Source organism: Reyranella sp., from assembly GCF_030651995.1.
Taxonomy (GTDB): domain Bacteria; phylum Pseudomonadota; class Alphaproteobacteria; order Reyranellales; family Reyranellaceae; genus Reyranella.
On record NZ_JAUSBN010000025.1, the window covers coordinates 74,285 to 89,981 of the forward strand.

Annotated in this window: 13 protein-coding genes; 12 read left to right on the plus strand and 1 reads right to left on the minus strand. The window is 66.9% G+C overall.

Annotated features, from left to right (window positions below; all coding sequences use genetic code 11):
- Nucleotides 1–103 precede the first annotated feature (103 nt).
- Genes Q7V45_RS06970 through Q7V45_RS07025 form a run of 12 tightly spaced genes read left to right on the plus strand, consistent with a single transcriptional unit; the run spans nucleotide 104 to nucleotide 14,577 of the window.
- A complete protein-coding gene (locus Q7V45_RS06970; protein WP_304849138.1) occupies nucleotides 104–1,417 on the plus strand; it encodes a sugar transferase in 1,314 nt (437 codons plus the stop codon).
- A gap of 15 nt (nucleotides 1,418–1,432) precedes the next feature.
- Nucleotides 1,433–3,268, plus strand: a complete 1,836-nt coding sequence (gene asnB / locus Q7V45_RS06975) for an asparagine synthase (glutamine-hydrolyzing) (RefSeq protein ID WP_304849141.1) — start codon at nucleotides 1,433–1,435, stop codon at nucleotides 3,266–3,268.
- Between the two features lie 7 nt (nucleotides 3,269–3,275).
- A complete protein-coding gene (locus Q7V45_RS06980) occupies nucleotides 3,276–4,376 on the plus strand; it encodes a glycosyltransferase family 4 protein (RefSeq protein WP_304849144.1) in 1,101 nt (366 codons plus the stop codon).
- Entirely contained in the window at nucleotides 4,373–5,215 is an 843-nt protein-coding gene (locus tag Q7V45_RS06985) for an ABC transporter permease (protein ID WP_304849147.1), read from the plus strand. Before Q7V45_RS06980 ends, Q7V45_RS06985 begins: the two co-directional genes overlap by 4 nt.
- A 2-nt stretch (nucleotides 5,216–5,217) precedes the next feature.
- Complete coding sequence (locus tag Q7V45_RS06990) at nucleotides 5,218–6,504, plus strand: ABC transporter ATP-binding protein (protein ID WP_304849150.1); 1,287 nt, start codon at nucleotides 5,218–5,220, stop codon at nucleotides 6,502–6,504.
- Nucleotides 6,505–6,514: 10 nt separating this feature from the next.
- On the plus strand, nucleotides 6,515–7,765 hold the full coding sequence (locus tag Q7V45_RS06995) for a hypothetical protein (RefSeq protein ID WP_304849153.1): 1,251 nt from the start codon (nucleotides 6,515–6,517) through the stop codon (nucleotides 7,763–7,765).
- Nucleotides 7,765–8,817: a glycosyltransferase gene (locus Q7V45_RS07000; protein ID WP_304849216.1), complete on the plus strand. Its 1,053-nt coding sequence runs from the start codon at nucleotides 7,765–7,767 to the stop codon at nucleotides 8,815–8,817. Before Q7V45_RS06995 ends, Q7V45_RS07000 begins: the two co-directional genes overlap by 1 nt.
- A 47-nt stretch (nucleotides 8,818–8,864) precedes the next feature.
- Nucleotides 8,865–10,106 carry a glycosyltransferase gene (locus tag Q7V45_RS07005; RefSeq protein WP_304849156.1) on the plus strand — a complete coding sequence of 414 codons (1,242 nt, stop codon included), beginning with the start codon at nucleotides 8,865–8,867 and terminating at the stop codon, nucleotides 10,104–10,106.
- Nucleotides 10,103–11,272, plus strand: coding sequence for a glycosyltransferase family 4 protein (locus tag Q7V45_RS07010; protein WP_304849159.1), 1,170 nt, complete (start codon nucleotides 10,103–10,105; stop codon nucleotides 11,270–11,272). Before Q7V45_RS07005 ends, Q7V45_RS07010 begins: the two co-directional genes overlap by 4 nt.
- A 4-nt stretch (nucleotides 11,273–11,276) precedes the next feature.
- The gene (locus tag Q7V45_RS07015) at nucleotides 11,277–12,200 is read left to right on the plus strand and encodes a glycosyltransferase family 2 protein (protein ID WP_304849161.1); all 924 of its coding nucleotides are present in this window, start codon (nucleotides 11,277–11,279) and stop codon (nucleotides 12,198–12,200) included.
- Nucleotides 12,197–13,585 (plus strand): glycosyltransferase, encoded by a 1,389-nt coding sequence (locus tag Q7V45_RS07020; RefSeq protein ID WP_304849164.1) that lies wholly within the window; start codon nucleotides 12,197–12,199, stop codon nucleotides 13,583–13,585. Before Q7V45_RS07015 ends, Q7V45_RS07020 begins: the two co-directional genes overlap by 4 nt.
- Nucleotides 13,585–14,577 (plus strand): glycosyltransferase family 1 protein, encoded by a 993-nt coding sequence (locus Q7V45_RS07025; protein WP_304849167.1) that lies wholly within the window; start codon nucleotides 13,585–13,587, stop codon nucleotides 14,575–14,577. Before Q7V45_RS07020 ends, Q7V45_RS07025 begins: the two co-directional genes overlap by 1 nt.
- On the opposite strand, the gene Q7V45_RS07030 is transcribed toward Q7V45_RS07025, so the two are convergent.
- A complete protein-coding gene (locus tag Q7V45_RS07030) occupies nucleotides 14,570–15,697 on the minus strand; it encodes a GNAT family N-acetyltransferase (RefSeq protein WP_304849170.1) in 1,128 nt (375 codons plus the stop codon). The genes Q7V45_RS07025 and Q7V45_RS07030 overlap by 8 nt on opposite strands.

Below are 15,697 nucleotides of genomic sequence, written 5' to 3' on the forward strand. Positions count from 1 at the left end.
GCGCCGGAGCGGGAAGTCCGGGCGGGGAAACGCAGCGTATGAGCGTTGAGACGCGCGGCCGAGTCTTGAGGGAATGGCCGGTGAGGCCACATGGGGAGACGACGTGCCGAGAGCCATCACGGCTGAGGTAGAGGAGTCATCCGAGGAGCAGCGGACGACCGGCACGCCGCGCATGAGGTCGGCGCCCCAGCGTTTCATCGAAACCTGGGTCGATGCCCTTCTCGGCTTTCTGTTCTGCGTCGTGCTGCCGATCCCCCTCTATGCGACCGACGAGCCATTCTTCGGGCCGTTCGATGCGTCCGAACTCACCATTGTCGCCACCGTCGTCGCCTATGCGATCGTCTGGTACTGCGGCCGTCGGCTGGATGCATTTCCGGGGGCCGGTCTCAATGCGGCTCAGGTTGGTACGGTGGCGGTGATCACCTACGCCCTGATTGCCACCATCCTCCTGCTGCTGCGCCTGGACTATTCGCGCGTCCAGCTTTTCGGCAGCGGAATGCTCACCGTGCTCTGGATGGCGGTCATCGCACAGCTCCGCGGGCGCTACCTGGTCCGCAACTACGCCGTGACGCCCCATTCGGCGATCGCCTCGCTGCCGCGGCTTTCGACGTGCCGGTGGCTCGATTTCGACGATGTGCGCCAGCGGGGCCTGAGGGTCGATGCGATCGTGGCCGATCTCAGCGACGATCTCGGAGAGGGCCAGCTCGCCGCGCTCGCCGACGCGGCCATCGCGGGCGTGCCGGTGCTCGACCGGCGCTATGTCGTGGAGAACATGACCGGCCGCACGCCGCTCAGCGGCCTGACGCCCAACGAATTCGGATCGCTGCTGCCGTCGCGCCAGTATCTCGTCGTCCGGCGAGCGCTCGAATGGGGCCTGACAGTCTTTTTTCTGCCGCTGCTGCTTCCGATCCTCGCGGTCGTGGCGCTGATCGTGCGGCTGGACAGTCCCGGACCGGTGTTCTTCCTGCAGACCCGGATCGGCCGCCGCGGACGCGCCTTCCGCATGATCAAGTTCCGCACGATGTTCGTCGGGGTACCAGGCCCCAGCTTCACGACGTCGTCCGACCCCCGCATCACGCGAAGCGGCCGCTTTCTGAGGCGCTGCCGGCTCGACGAGCTGCCGCAGCTCTTCAACATCCTGAAGGGCGACATGAGCTGGGTCGGCCCGCGGCCCGAGGCGGCAACGCTGGAGAAGGGCTATGTCCGCGATATCGAGTACTTCGCCCTGCGCGGTATCGTGCGGCCGGGCATCACCGGCTGGGCGCAGATCAACCAAGGTTATGCCCACGAAGCCGACGCAATGCGCTCGAAGCTCGAATACGACCTTTACTATCTCAAGCACTGCTCGCTGTGGCTCGATCTGGTGATCTTCCTCAGGACCTTCGCGGTGGTGTTCCGCGGCACCGGCGCGCGCTAGGCTGCGGCGCAAATCATGTGCGGCATAGCAGGCATTCACGCCTATCTCGACGTTGCGCCCCGGGTCGACCGTGGCGAGCTGGTTCGCATGAACGAGCGCATGGTCGCGCGCGGGCCGGACGGCAGCGGCTTGTGGGTGAGCGGGGACGGTCGCACCGGCTTCGGCCACGTCCGGCTCGCCATCATCGACCTGTCCGAGGGCGGCGCGCAGCCCATGCATGCGAGCGACGGGCGACTTACGATCACCTTCAACGGCGAAATCTACAACTACCGCGAACTGCGGGCCGAACTGCAGGCCAGGGGACGCATCTTCCGCAGCGGATCCGACACCGAGGTCCTGCTGCAACTTTATGCGGAGTACGGCGCCGCCATGGTCAGCCGGCTGCGCGGCATGTTTGCCTTCGGCCTGTGGGACGCGGACAAGCGGACGCTGCTGCTGGCGCGAGATCCGCTCGGCATCAAGCCGCTCTACTGGGCCGACGGCGGCTGGACCCTGCGCTTCGCCTCGCAGGCCAAGGCGCTGCTGGCGGGCGGCGCCGTGTCGCGCGATCCCGATCCTGCCGGGATCGTGGGATTCCATCTCTTCGGCAGCGTGCCCGAACCTTTCACGGTCTGGCGCAGTATCCAGTCGCTGCCGGCCGGGACAACACTCACCGTCGATGCCACCGGCCCCGGCACTCCGCACCGCTACTATGACGTAGCGGCGGCGCTGGCCGAGCGGGCAGGGGCAACCGTAAATTCGGGTGATTCCCGCGCACGCGTCGGCGAGGCCGTCCGCGATTCCGTTCGCCATCACCTCGTGGCCGATGTCCCGGTGGCGGTGTTCCTCTCCGCAGGCATCGATTCCGGCGCCCTGCTGGGAACGATGGCCGGGCTGGGTGTGCGCGACATCACTGCCGTGACGCTGGGCTTCCAGGAGTTCGAGGGCCTGGCGCTCGACGAGGCTCCCCTGGCTGCCGAGGTCGCGGCGCGTTATGGGGCGCGTCACATCGTGCGCACCGTCGATCGCGCCGAATTCGAGCGCGACCTTCCGGCGATGATGGATGCGATGGACCTGCCGACGGTCGACGGCATAAACACGTGGTTCGTCGCCAAGGCCGCGCATGAGGTGGGTATCAAGGTCGCGTTGAGCGGGCTGGGCGCCGATGAGTGCTTCGGCGGCTATCCGTCCTTCACCGACGTGCCGCGCAGCGTGCGCTGGCTGCGTCCGGTCTCGTGGCTGCCCGGCCTCGGAGCATTGGCACGATGGGGCCTGTCGAGCGCCATCGCCGCCGGACTTCGCCTCCATCCCAAGACGCCGGGCGTACTGCAGTATGGCGGCACTTGGCCCGGGGCCTACCTGCTGCGGCGCGGTCTCTACATGCCATGGGAACTCGAGGGCGTGCTCGATCCGGCGCTGGTCAGGGACGGGCTGCGTCGCCTCGCGCCGCTCAGTCGGATCGCCGCCACGGTCGATGGCGGGCAGCCATTGGCCGACTTCGACCGCGTCGCGGCACTGGAGACATCGCTCTACATGCGTAACCAGCTTCTGCGGGATGCCGACTGGGCGGGCATGTCGCACGGCGTGGAAATCCGGGTGCCGTTCGTCGACCCGTTCTTCCTCGCGGCGCTTCCGGCCGGCGCCGTTCTGGCCGGCATGAATGCCAAGGACGCAATCGCCGGGCTGCCGGATCCGCCGCTGCCCGAGAGCGTACGACACCGTCGCAAGACCGGCTTCTCAACGCCGCACGGACGCTGGCTGCAGGAGGCGGCGGGCGCATCCCGGCAGTCGGGGATCGATCTGTCGGCGGCATCGCGGGCGTGGGCGCTCAATGTCTGGCGGGCCGGCTGGTCCGGTCCGGCGGCGGTCTAGCGACGCGATGGGGGCTCGCATCCTCGCTCTCGTCAGTGATTGCTATGGCGCGCGCGGCGGTATCGCACGCTATAATCAGGATCTGTTCGATGCGCTGGCCGACGGCAGCACGGAAATCCTGATCCTCCCGCGCCACGGCGATGCGAGCGGGATGGTGCTTCCGGCCGGCGTGCGGCAGAACCCTTCGATCTTCGGCCGGCTCGGCTTCTCGCTGGCGGCGATCGTCGCAGCGTGGCGCTTCCGGCCGATCGACACGGTGTTCTGCGGTCACGTGTTCATGGCGCCGCTGGGCTTCCTGCTCGCCCGGCTCTTCGGTGCGCGTTACTGGGTTCAGGCACATGGCACCGACGTCTGGCAGGACCGCCGCGGACTCGTGCGGTGGCTGATTCGCAATGCCGACTTGGTGACGACGGTCAGCCGCGAGACGCGCCGCATCCTGCTCGCCTGGGTCGACCTGCCGCCGGAGCGCGTACGTGTTCTCCCGGATACGGTGCAGGATGTGTTCACGCCAGGCCCGGCGCCTGCGGCGCTGCGTGACAGGCTGAACCTCGGCGCCGGGCCCATCCTCCTCACGGTCGGCCGGCTCGCTTCGAACGAGCGCTACAAGGGCCACGAGCCGGTCTTTTCTGTTCTCCCCGGTTTGCGCGCGAAATACCCCGATCTCGTCCATGTCGTGGCGGGGGACGGCGATGACAGGCAGCGTCTCGAAGCAGCCGCTGCCGAGCTGGCACCCGGCGCCGTGCGCTTCCTCGGTTTCGTGCCCGACGCGGACTTGCCGGATCTGTACCGGCTGGCCGACCTCTATGTGATGCCGAGCACGGAGGAGGGCTTTGGCATCGTCTATCTCGAGGCGGCGGCCTGCGGTTTGCGGGTCATCGGCGGCAAGGGCGGCGGCACGGCCGACTCCATTCCCGACGAGCGTGTCGGTGTGATCGTCGATCCGGTCGACCGCGCCGCGCTGGCCTCGGCGATCGAGCAGCAGTTGGCGCGAGGCAAGGCCGACCCGGTTGCCGTGGAACCTTATCGGCGATCCCATTTTGTCGCCGCCGCGCGAGCACTCTATGCTCGCCTAGCAGCCCAGCCGCGTCGTATGAGTTCCGGCCTATGACATCCAGTGATCGCCCTTCGCAGCGGCTCATCCTCGAGGCCGGACGTGCCGATCGCCAGTATTGGGGCGACATATGGCGGTATCGGGAGCTCTTCTTCATCCTGGCCTGGCGCGATGTCGCGGTGCGCTACAAGCAGACGGTGATCGGCCTGGCGTGGGCCTTCGTCCGGCCGTTCGTGACCATGGTCGTCTTCACGGTCGTGTTCGGCAAGCTCGCCCGGCTGCCGACCGAGGGCGACGCGCCCTATGCGGTGCTGGTCTTCGCGGGCCTGCTGCCGTGGACGCTCGCCTCGTCGATCCTTGGCGACGCCTCGAACAGCGTCATCACCAACTCGCAACTGGTCAGCAAGGTCTACTTCCCACGCATCATCATTCCCTTCGCCACGGTGATGGTCGGCCTGATCGACTTCGGCGTGAGCCTGCTCATCCTGGTCGGTGTAATGGCGTGGTACGGCGTGGTGCCGGACTGGCACATCCTGCTGCTGCCGGTCTTCGTCGTGCTGGCGGTGCTGGTGGCCATCGGCCCGGCGCTGTGGGCGGCCGCGATGATCGTCAAGTACCGTGACTTCCGTTTCATCATCCCGTTCGTCGTTCAGGTCGGCCTCTACGTCTCGCCGGTCGGGTTCTCCACCAAGGTCGTGCCGCCGGAATGGCAGCTCCTTTACAGCTTGAACCCGATGGTGGGCGTGATCGATGGCTTTCGCTGGGCCATCCTGGGGGGCGACAGTCCCCTCTACCTGCCGGGGTTCGCCGTCAGCATGCTCGTAGCCGCCGGCATGCTCTGGCTCGGCATCCACACGTTCCGCCGCACCGAGCGCGGCTTCGCCGACCTGATCTGAGCATGTCCGACGTCGTCATCCGTGCCGAGAAGCTCGGCAAGAAGTTCATCATCGGGCACCAGGTCGAGTACTCCGCGATCCTGGGCGAGGCGCTGGTGCGCAGCGCCCGTGGCCTCCTGCGCCGCGGCGCCGACATGCTGCGCGGCCGTGCCGTCGTCGCAGGCGACGAGATCGAGGAGTTCTGGGCGCTGCGCGACGTCGATTTCGAGATCAAGCGCGGGGAGGTGGTCAGCATCATCGGCCACAACGGCGCCGGCAAGACGACCATGCTCAAGATCCTGTCGCGCATTCTCGAGCCGACGCTGGGCCGCGTCGAGCTGAACGGCCGCGTCGCCAGCCTGCTCGAGGTGGGCACGGGCTTCCATCAGGAGCTTACGGGCCGCGAGAACATCTTCCTGAACGGCGCCATCCTCGGCATGACGCGCCAGGAAGTGCTGGCGCGGTTCGACGAGATTGTCGCCTTCTCCGGGGTCGAGAAGTTCATCGACACGCCGGTCAAACGCTATTCGGTCGGCATGTATGCACGGTTGGCCTTTTCTGTGGCGGCCCATCTCGAGACCGAGATCCTGTTCGTCGACGAGGTGCTGGCGGTCGGCGATGCGGAATTCCAGAAGCGCTGCCTCGATCGAATGTCGGCCGTCGCCAGCGCCGGGCGGACTGTCCTGTTCGTCAGCCACAATCTCGCGGCCGTGGCGGCGCTCACGCGGCGCGGCATCGTGCTCAAGGGCGGCCGGCTCATCTTCGACGGACCGATAGAGAACGCGATCGCGCAGTATTCCGCGTCGCTGAGCAAGGGCAAGGCGGCGCGAGACTGGGGACGCGGCCATCATTCGGCGATCATCTCCGCTGACCTGCTCGACGCGCAGGGGCGGCCCACGGACACCTACGAGCCGGGAACGCCGTTCAATCTTCAGGTCGAGGTCGAGACGGCGAACATGCCTGGACTGGGGCTCGAACTTCACCTGCGCGATGCCAACAACCTGCCGGTGGCTTTCTATTCATCCAGCATCTTTTCGCAGACTCCGCTGCCGAGCGAGGGGCGCCATGTGTGCAGGTTGAGCCTGCAGCCGCTTTTCCTGGCCTCGGGCGAATACAGTTTCGACATTTCCACGAACTCACTCACCATCGTCGTCGATCACGGCGTCGCCAACGCCATTCCGTTCCAGGTGGCCGCCTCCAGTCCGGGCGGCATCGCCTACGACTTCAAGCAGAGCCTGGGCCATGGCGTCCTTGCCATGCAACTCGCTTCGCCATTGCGCATCGAGCCCGCATCGTCGGAGCCGGCCTGATCGCCGAGCCATGCGCCACACGGTTTGCATCGTCAGTCCCGGCAATCTCGCTTCCAATCCGCGGGTATTGAAGGAAGCTGACGCCTTGCAGGGCGCCGGCTACGACGTCACCACGGTGGTCTGCGACTACAACGAAGCGCTGCGCCAGGCCGACGACGAGATCGAGGCTGCGGCGCCGTGGAAGGTGATCCGGGTGCCGCGTGCCCGTTACGAAGGGCTTGTGGCACGCATGGCCGCGGGCCTGGCACGGGTGCTTTCGGCCGCGGGATTCGCGGTCCCGGTCGGCGTGGCGGCACGCAGCGCCCGCACGCCGGTTGCCGCATTGATGCGGCGCGCGCCGGAGGTGCCGGCCGATCTCTACATTGCGCATTATGTGGCGGCCCTGCCGGCCGCTGCCGAGGCGGCTCGACGGCACGGCGCTCTCCTCGGGTTCGACGCCGAAGACTTCCACTCGGGCGAAGGCACCGGGGCGCCGGACGACGCATTCCGGACGAAGATGATCGAGATCGTGGAGCAGGCCGTCCTGCCGTCCTGTTCGCACATGACGGCCGCGGCGCCGTTGATCGGCAAGGCCTACGCCGCGCGCTACGGCCTGGCCGAGCCGGCCACGGTGCTGAACGTCTTCCCGCTGTCGATGGCGCCGCCCCAGCCAGAACCCGTTCGAACCCAGGATGGGACGCCGACAATCCGGGCCTACTGGTTTTCGCAGACGATCGGCCTTGATCGCGGCCTGCAGGCGTTCATCCACGCGATGGCCCGCACAAGGACGCGCGTGACGCTCGATATCCGGGGCAGCAACCGGTGGGGTCATGGCGATGCATTGCTGGCGCTGGCCTCCTCGCTCGACCTGGTCGACAGGGTGAGGCTGCTGCCGATGGCTCCGCCGGGCGAGATGGTCCGGCTGGCTGCCGACTACGATGTCGGCCTGTCGCTGGAGACCGACGTGAGTGAGAATCGCCGCATCTGCCTCACCAACAAGATCTTCACCTACCTGCTCGCCGGTGTTCCCGTCGTGATGAGCGACACGCCGGCCCAGACTCAGTTGGCAAGAGATCTCGGCCCGGCGGCCCGGCTTTGCAGCCTGGCCGATCCGGCGGGTCTGGCCGAGACGCTCGACGCGCTTGCTTCGCCGACCATCCTCGCGGAGGCTTCGGCGACCGCGTGGCGTCTCGGCCGTGAACGCTACAATTGGGAGAAGGAGCAGGACGTGCTGCTGCAATCGGTGGCTGCCGCCTTCGCGCGACGGGAGACGATACGTTGATGCGCCTGCTGCTGACGGCCGATCCGGAGATCGAAGTCCCGCCGCGGCTCTACGGCGGGATCGAGCGCATCGTGGACGTGCTCGTCCGCCGGCTGCGCGCTGCCGGCCATACGGTCGGGCTGGTGGCGCGTCCGGGCTCGGAGTGCCCCAACGACGCGTACTTCCCGTGGCCGGGTCTCAGCTCGTTGTCGAGGCGTGACACCGTGCTCAACACGCTCGCACTTGCTCGCGCGGTCCGGGCCTTCAGGCCCGATCTCGTCCACAGCTTCTCGCGCATCGCCTATCTGCTGCCGCATCTGCGCGGGCGCACTCCGCTCATCATGTCCTTCCAGCGCGAACCGACGCACCGTACCGTGGCACTCGCCGTCCGGCTGGCGGCACCTGGACGGCTCACCTTCACCGGATGCAGCGACTACATTGCGCGCCGTGGCCGGGCGGCGGGCGGCGAGTGGCACGGTATTCCGAACTTCGCGGACACAGACGGTCTCACGCTCGGAAGCCGGTCCGTGCCGGACGATGCACCGCTGGTCTTCCTGAGCCGCGTCGAGGAGATCAAGGGCGCGCACTGGGCGATAGAGATCGCGCGACGCACCGGCCGCCGGCTGGTCATCGCGGGCAACCATTCCGACCGGGATGATCCGGAGGGCCGCTTCTGGCGGGAGAAGATCGCGCCCGAAATCGGCAAGGGCGGCATCGAGTATGTCGGGCCGGTCGACGACGTGCAGAAGAATGCCCTGCTGGGCGCGGCACGGGCCATGATCGTGCCGATCCAGTGGGACGAGCCGTTCGGCATCGTGTTCGCCGAATCGCTGGCCTGCGGCGCACCGGTGATCTCGTGCCCGCGTGGCGCTCTGCCGGAGATCGTGCGGCCCGGTGTCGATGGATTCCTGATCAAGTCGATCGAGGAAGGGTGTGATGCCGTCGAGCGCGTTGGCGCACTCGACCGCACGGAGTGTCGTCGCCGCGCCGTCGAACACTTCTCCGCCGGGGCCGTCGTGGCGCGCTACATCGACCTCTACTCGAAGGTGCGCGCCCGTCCGGCGCGATCATGACCCGGCGACTAGCCCTCGTCAGCGGACACTTTCCGCCGAGCAACCTCGTGGGCGCCCAACGAGCACGGCTCTGGTCGCGCTACCTGCCGGAGTTCGGCTGGGAGCCGGTCGTCGTTACCGGCGATCCGGCGCAATACGAGGAGCGACCGGATCCCGACCTCGAGCGGCTGGTGATGCCGGGCCTCAAGGTCGTCCATGCGAAGACCCTGTCGACGCGTCCCGTGCGACTGGTCGGCGACATCGGCATTCGTTCCTTCTGGGGCTGCTACCAGGCGCTCGCGCAGATGGCGAAGGCGCGCGAGATCGATTTCGTGATGGTGACCATTCCCTCCAACTATCTCGCGCCGGTCGGTCGGCTCGTGCACCTGCGCCACGGACTGCCATTCGGGATCGACTATCAGGATCCCTGGGTCAACCGCTGGACGGGTGACGAGAAGCCGTTCAGCCGCGCCTGGGCATCGAACAAGCTGGCCGAAATCCTCGAACCCTGGTCGGTGCGCGATGCCGCCCTCATCACCGGCATGGCGCCGGGCTATGTGGCCGGCATGCTGGAGCGAAATCCCAGGGTCTCGTCGCAATCCGAGCTGGCCTACATGCCGATGGGCACGGCGCCGGAAGACTATGCGCTGGTGCGCAGCCTCGGGCGGGCGCCTTTCCTGTTCGACGCCGCAGACGGGCGTTTCCACCTGATCTATGCCGGTGCGCTGCTGCCCGCCGGCTTCGTCGTGCTCGACAGTTTCCTGGCCGGGTTGCGCAGCCTCCGCGAGCAGGCGCCGCAGGTGGCCGCGCGGCTTGCCGTCCATTTCGTCGGAACTGGCAGTTCGCCGGACGATCCGCAGGGCCATCGCGTACTGCCGCGTGCGCGCGCCGCCGGCGTCGGGGAGATGGTCGACGAGCATCCCCATCGCATCGGCTATGTCGATACGCTGAACCATCTCATGCACAGCAGCGCGGTACTCGTGCTGGGATCGACCGAGCCGCACTACACGCCGTCGAAGGTGTTCCAGGCGATGCTGTCGGAGCGGCCGGTCTTCGCCTTGCTCCACCGTGACAGCACGGCGGTCGCCATGATCCGTTCGGCCCATGTCGGCGAGGTCCTCACTCTGACCGAGGGTGAGCTACCGTCAGCCGAGTCCGTGGCGACCTCGCTTCGGAGGTTCATCGAACGGCCTGCCTATGAGGCGGCCTCCGTGGACCGCAGCGTCTTCGAAGGCTATTCGGCGCGGGAATCGACGCGGCTGTTTGCCGAGGCGCTGGATCGGGCCTGCGCGAGAAGCGAACGCACATGAGGCGACGCATCGGCTTCCTGGTCAGCCATCCGATTCAGTACTATGCGCCGTTCTTCCGCGAGCTTGCGGGGCACTGCGATCTCACCGTTTTCTTCGCGCATCGTCAGGACGCGGCGGGACAGGGGCAGGCGGGTTACGGCGTCGCCTTCGACTGGGACGTCGATCTCCTGTCCGGCTATGAGAGCCGCTTCCTGACGAACGTCGCCCGTGTGCCGTCCACCCAGTCCTTCGCAGGCTGCAACACGCCCGAGATCGCCGACCGGATTTCGGAGAGCCGCTTCGATGCCTTCGTGGTGCCGGGATGGTCGCTTCGGTCCTACTGGCAGGCGGTGAGAGCGTGCCGTCGCGCGCGCGTGCCCGTCATGGTGCGGGGCGATTCGCAACTCGCGGGGCAGCGCGGCGGGGCGGTTCGGCGCGTCAAGGGCGCGGTTTTCCCACACCTCCTGAAGCAGTTCGACGCCTGCCTGTATGTCGGTCAACGCAATCGCGACTACCTCGAACACTATGGCGTGCCGGCCGGCCGGATGTTCTTTTCGCCGCACTGCGTCGACAACGACGCCTTCAAGCGTGGAAGCGACGCGGCGCGGGAGGCCGGCAGCCGGGGCGCGCCAGATGGACGCAAGCGTGTGCTGTTCGTCGGCCGACTGGTGGAAAGCAAGCGGCCGCTGGACGTGATGCAGGCCGTTTCCAAACTCGTCTCGGCGGGGATGCCCCTCGAACTCGTGGTTGCGGGTGCGGGTGAGCTTTCGTCCCGGATGGAAGAGGCCGCCCGCGCCGTCGGCGTGGACGCGCGCTTCCTGGGGTTCGTCAACCAGAGTGGACTGCCGTCCGTGTATGCCTCGTCCGACGTGGTGGTGCTTCCGTCGACCGCGGTGGAGACCTGGGGGCTCGTGGTCAACGAGGCCATGGCCTGCGGCGTTCCTGCGGTGGTGTCCGATGCCGTCGGCTGCGGGCCCGACCTGATAGAGCCAGGGGTCACGGGTGCCGTGGCCCCGCTCGACGACGTTCCGGCGCTGGCGACGGCGATCGCATCGGTTCTCGCGCTCGACATTGGCATGACGCGCCGCGCGCTGGCCGAGCGCATGGAAACCTATTCGCCGGCGCGGGCGGCCGAAGGCCTGCTCGAAGCAGCCGATGCCCTTGCCTCCGGGAACCCGCTAAGGTGACGTCGTGAGCGACATATCCGTCGTCATTCCGACCTTTAACCGCCTGTGGGCCTTGCCGCAGGCCGTGGAGTCGTGCCGGTCCACCGGCGGAAACGTGGAGATCGTCGTCGTCGACGACGGCAGCACGGACGGGACCTGGGACTGGCTGCAGGCGCAGCGCGACATCGTCGCCATCCGCGCCGAGAACTGGGGCAAGGACTGGGCCGTCGAGACTGCACTCCAGGCGGCGCGCGGCGAATTCGTGCGCTTCCTCGATTCGGATGACTGGCTTTGCGAAGATGCCAATGTATGCCAGCTGGCGCTCGCCCGCGAGACCGGTGCCGATCTCGTCGTTGCAGGCTACGAAGACTACGACGACGAAACCGGAGAGCGGCGGGTCAATGCCTGGGACGATTGCGACGACTTCATTGCCCAGCAGCTGGGCGAGGGGTGGTCATCGCACTATTCGGCCTTCCTGTTCCGCCGTGATCTGATCCGGGGCATCCCGCATCGTCAGGACTTTGCCTTGCGCGACGACCGGCTGTTCATCCTCGAAGTCGCGATGCGCCATCCCCGCCTCGCCATCTATCGCGAGCCGGCCTTCGTGCACCGCCGTCATGCGGGCGAGCGTTTGCAGCACACTTCGGGATTCAGGCGCGATCTCGGCTTCTGGACCCATATCTCGATCTATCGCAAGACGCTCGGCCTGCTCGAGGCACGCGGCGAGCTCACGCTCCGCCGCAAGCGCGCCGCCATTCGCATGCTGTGGCCCAATGTGCGGGCGTTCGCGCGGGCCTATCCGCGAGAGGCGGCGGAAATCCTCGACTGGATCTATCGACTCGATCCGGAGTTCAAGCCGCCGGTGCGTCCCGCGATCGCCTTCGCCTACAAATGGCTGGGCTTCGCCGCGACGGAGCGCTTGCTGGGTTTCAGGGCGTTGCAGCGATGACGTCTCCGGCTGACGAAAAAGCGGAGGCGACAGGCAGTCGGCTGCGTGTCGTTCATTGTGTCGGTTTCTATTTCCCGGACTCGACCGGCGGCACCGAGGTCTATGTCCGCGACCTCGTTTCGGCGTTGTCGCGATACGCGGTCGACAGCACGATCATCGCGGCAACGGACGGCGACTATCACCGATACTCCTGGAACGGTGTGGAGGTCGTTCGCTATCCGATCGATGCGCCGGAGGTCCAACGCGTCCGCGACAAGGACGTGCGCAAGCGGCGCACCATGTTCCAGGAGATCGTGGAGGCCACGAAGCCGGACTTGTTCCACCTGCATTCGTGGACGATCGGGGCCGGCCTGCGTCATCTCCGGCAAGTGGCGCGGATGGGCATTCCCAGTGTCGTCACCATGCATGTGCCGTCGCCGATCTGCATGCGCGGCACCATGCTGCTCAACGACGAACGCCCGTGCGACGGTCGGATAGACGACCGCCGTTGCGCCCGGTGCTGGGCGCTCGATCGCGGCCTGCCGGCACCGGCAGCCTACCTCGTGTCGCGGCTGCCGCGGTGGGATGTCACCGACAGCGTCGTCTCGCGCCTCTCGCCGCGCGCGGCCACGCTGCTCTCGGCGCGGGCGGCGGCCGCTACCAAGGCCCGACAGTTGCGCTCGATGGCTGCGCTCAGCGAACGAATCGTGGCGCCCAGCGAATGGGTGCGGGCGGCATTGTCGGAGAATGCCATTCCGCCCGAGAAGGTGGTGGTCTCGGGCCAGTCCGCCAGTGCGGAATTTTCAGACCGCAAGCAGCGGCCGTTGCAGGGAGGCAACCGTCGCGAGATCGTGATCGGCTTCCTCGGCCGGCTCGAGCGCTACAAGGGCGCCGACCTGCTCGTACGCGCACTGGCCAGGCTCCCCGCCGACCTGCCGGTTCTTCTGCGGATCGCCGGTGTCGGTCAGGACGCCCGCTTTGCCCGTCGGATGGAGGAGGCGACCCGGAAGGACTCGCGCATTCAGCTGATGGGGCTCGTCGAGCACGAAATGGTGCCGGAGTTTCTGGCAGACATCGACGTGCTGGCGGTGCCGTCGCGCTACATGGAGACCGGTCCGATCGTGGTTCAGGAGGCACGGGCTCTCGGCATACCGGTGATGGGTGCCGATCTGGGCGGCATTTCGGAGCGAGTTCATCATGGTCTTGATGGATGGCTCTTGCCGTTCGACGATCCCGGGCCATGGGCCGAGGCCATCCGGGTTGCCGCCACCGATCGTGCCGAGGTTGCGCGGCTTTCGAGCAACATGCGCCGTACGAGGTCGATCGACGACGTTGCGTCGGAAATGGCCACGCTCTATCGCGAGATCATGGCTGATCGGCCGAAAGTCGCCGAGGCGTGGTCCTAGTGCCGCCACGCGCGCCCCTCAATCTCTTCTACGAAGAGCCGGACTCCGATCGCTGGGTGCCTTTCGATCGCTATCCCCGGCGCATGGTGCGGTGGGCGCTGCGGGGTCCGAAGCAGCCCGGCGGGACGATGCGCGTCTATCTCAATCTGTGCGACGGCCTTGACCGTCTGAACGTGCCGTACCGCGTCAACGACTATGGATACATCCACGAGAATCCCCACGAGCTGGCCTGCGTGATTGGCCAGCCGCACGTTCTGGCGAAGATTCCGCTGGAAACCCCCATCCTGTTCGGCACGTCGATCTACAATCACCCCAGCGATGATCCGGACCTTCTGCGTCGCCGGAAGATCTGCCGTGTCCTGGTGCCGAGCCGATGGGTCGAACGGATGTTCTCGGCCGTCTGGCCGGGCAATATCAGTGTCTGGCCTTCCGGCATCGACACGGATCGCTGGTCTCCGTCGAAGCGCGCGAACAAGGACGTCGACGTCCTGATCTACGACAAGGTGGTCCGGCATCGCAGCCGCTACATGCGCACGATCGTCGAGCCGTTGCTCGACGAACTCCGGCGGCGCCGCCTCAGCGTGGAGACGCTTCGCTACGGGTACTACCGCGAGGAGCGGCTTCACGATCTCAGCCGGCGGACGCGGGCCATGATCTACCTCAGCCACCACGAGACGCAGGGCCTCGCCGCGCAGCAGATGCTGGCGTCCGACGTTCCGCTCCTTGCCTGGGATCAGGGTGGCCTGTGGAAGGATCCGAAGTATGCGCCGCATCTCGTGCGATTCGGGCCGGTGACCTCGGTGCCGTACTGGGACGAACGGTGCGGCATGAAGTTCAAGGGCGGCGCCGACCTCCAGTCGGCCTTCGACAGGTTCTGGTTTGGCGTTGAAGCAGGCCTCTATGCGCCGCGCGAGATGATCGCCGAGAGGTTGACGCTCGAAGGACAGGCAATGGCCTACCTGGCGCTGGTCGACATGTACGGCCCTAGTTGACCGGTGGTGCGCGGCGCTTGTTCTTCAGGAGGCGAAGCAGTGCGCGCGGCAGGCCGAGCTCCACGAAGAACCGGCGTGTGACGTCGAGCAGGCCGTAGGCAAAGGCCCTGAAACTCCCGTTGGCGTGGATGACGATCCGGTAGTTCACGTCGATCGTGTCTGTGTACCAGGTCTTGTAGGCGCCGAGCGTGCGCATGAAATCGAACATCGTTCGCGTCTTCGCGTAGTGGTCGACGAGTGCCAACAGCAACACGGCGCCGACACGATCCTTCTCGAACGCCCGATTCCGTGCCGGCATGTAGTAGTAGGCCTTGCGTTCGTCGGCGAAGCCGAAATGCGCCGCGGCGATCTTTCCTGCCGACGCGACGACGGAGAGATCGATGTGGTCGCGCATGCCTTCGCTGGCGACCAGGGCGTCGAAGAATTTCCCTTCCTTCTCCCGCCCCAGGGGACTGCCGGGCCAGGTCCGGATATGGAGATCGCGAAAAGCCGGCCAGAGCGTGTCGAAGTCGCCGCATCCGACCCGCACCTCGAAGCCGCGCGCCTGCAGCGCCTCGAGCCGGCTGCGGATGCGGCGCAGCCGCCCGCCATCTTCCGTCGCCTGCCCGGGTCGGAGGTCTCGTACGGCGACGGGCGTCTCGATGTGCGTACGCACCGTCCAGTCATGACGCGCCTGCGCGGCATTGACGATCTGGAACGTGGTCGGATCGCGGCTGCAGAACTGCCGCAGGTCGAGCACGTCCCAGCGACCTCTCTGCGCTTCGAGGAAACCGAGGATGGCGGTGACGGCGCGACCCCTGTGTACCCCCGCCCGCACCAGGATATTCTGATAGTCGGCGAGGCCCGCGACGATCGTCTCGGCGACCGTGACTCCAATGCCAAACGTACGCGTGCGCCGAAGGCAGAGCGGCGCCAGGGCCGCGATCCGGCCGTTCGTCGCATCGCGAGCCACGACGATGAACAGCGCGTCGCCGGCCCGGCAGTGCCGGAAGAAAAGAAAACTCCATTCCCAGCGGTAGAATATCTCCGGGAATTCCATCGCATCGACGAGCTCGTTCCATTCGGACCGCAGGCGTTCGAACGCTTCGACCGAGGTGACGAGTTCGACGGAGAAGGCCAT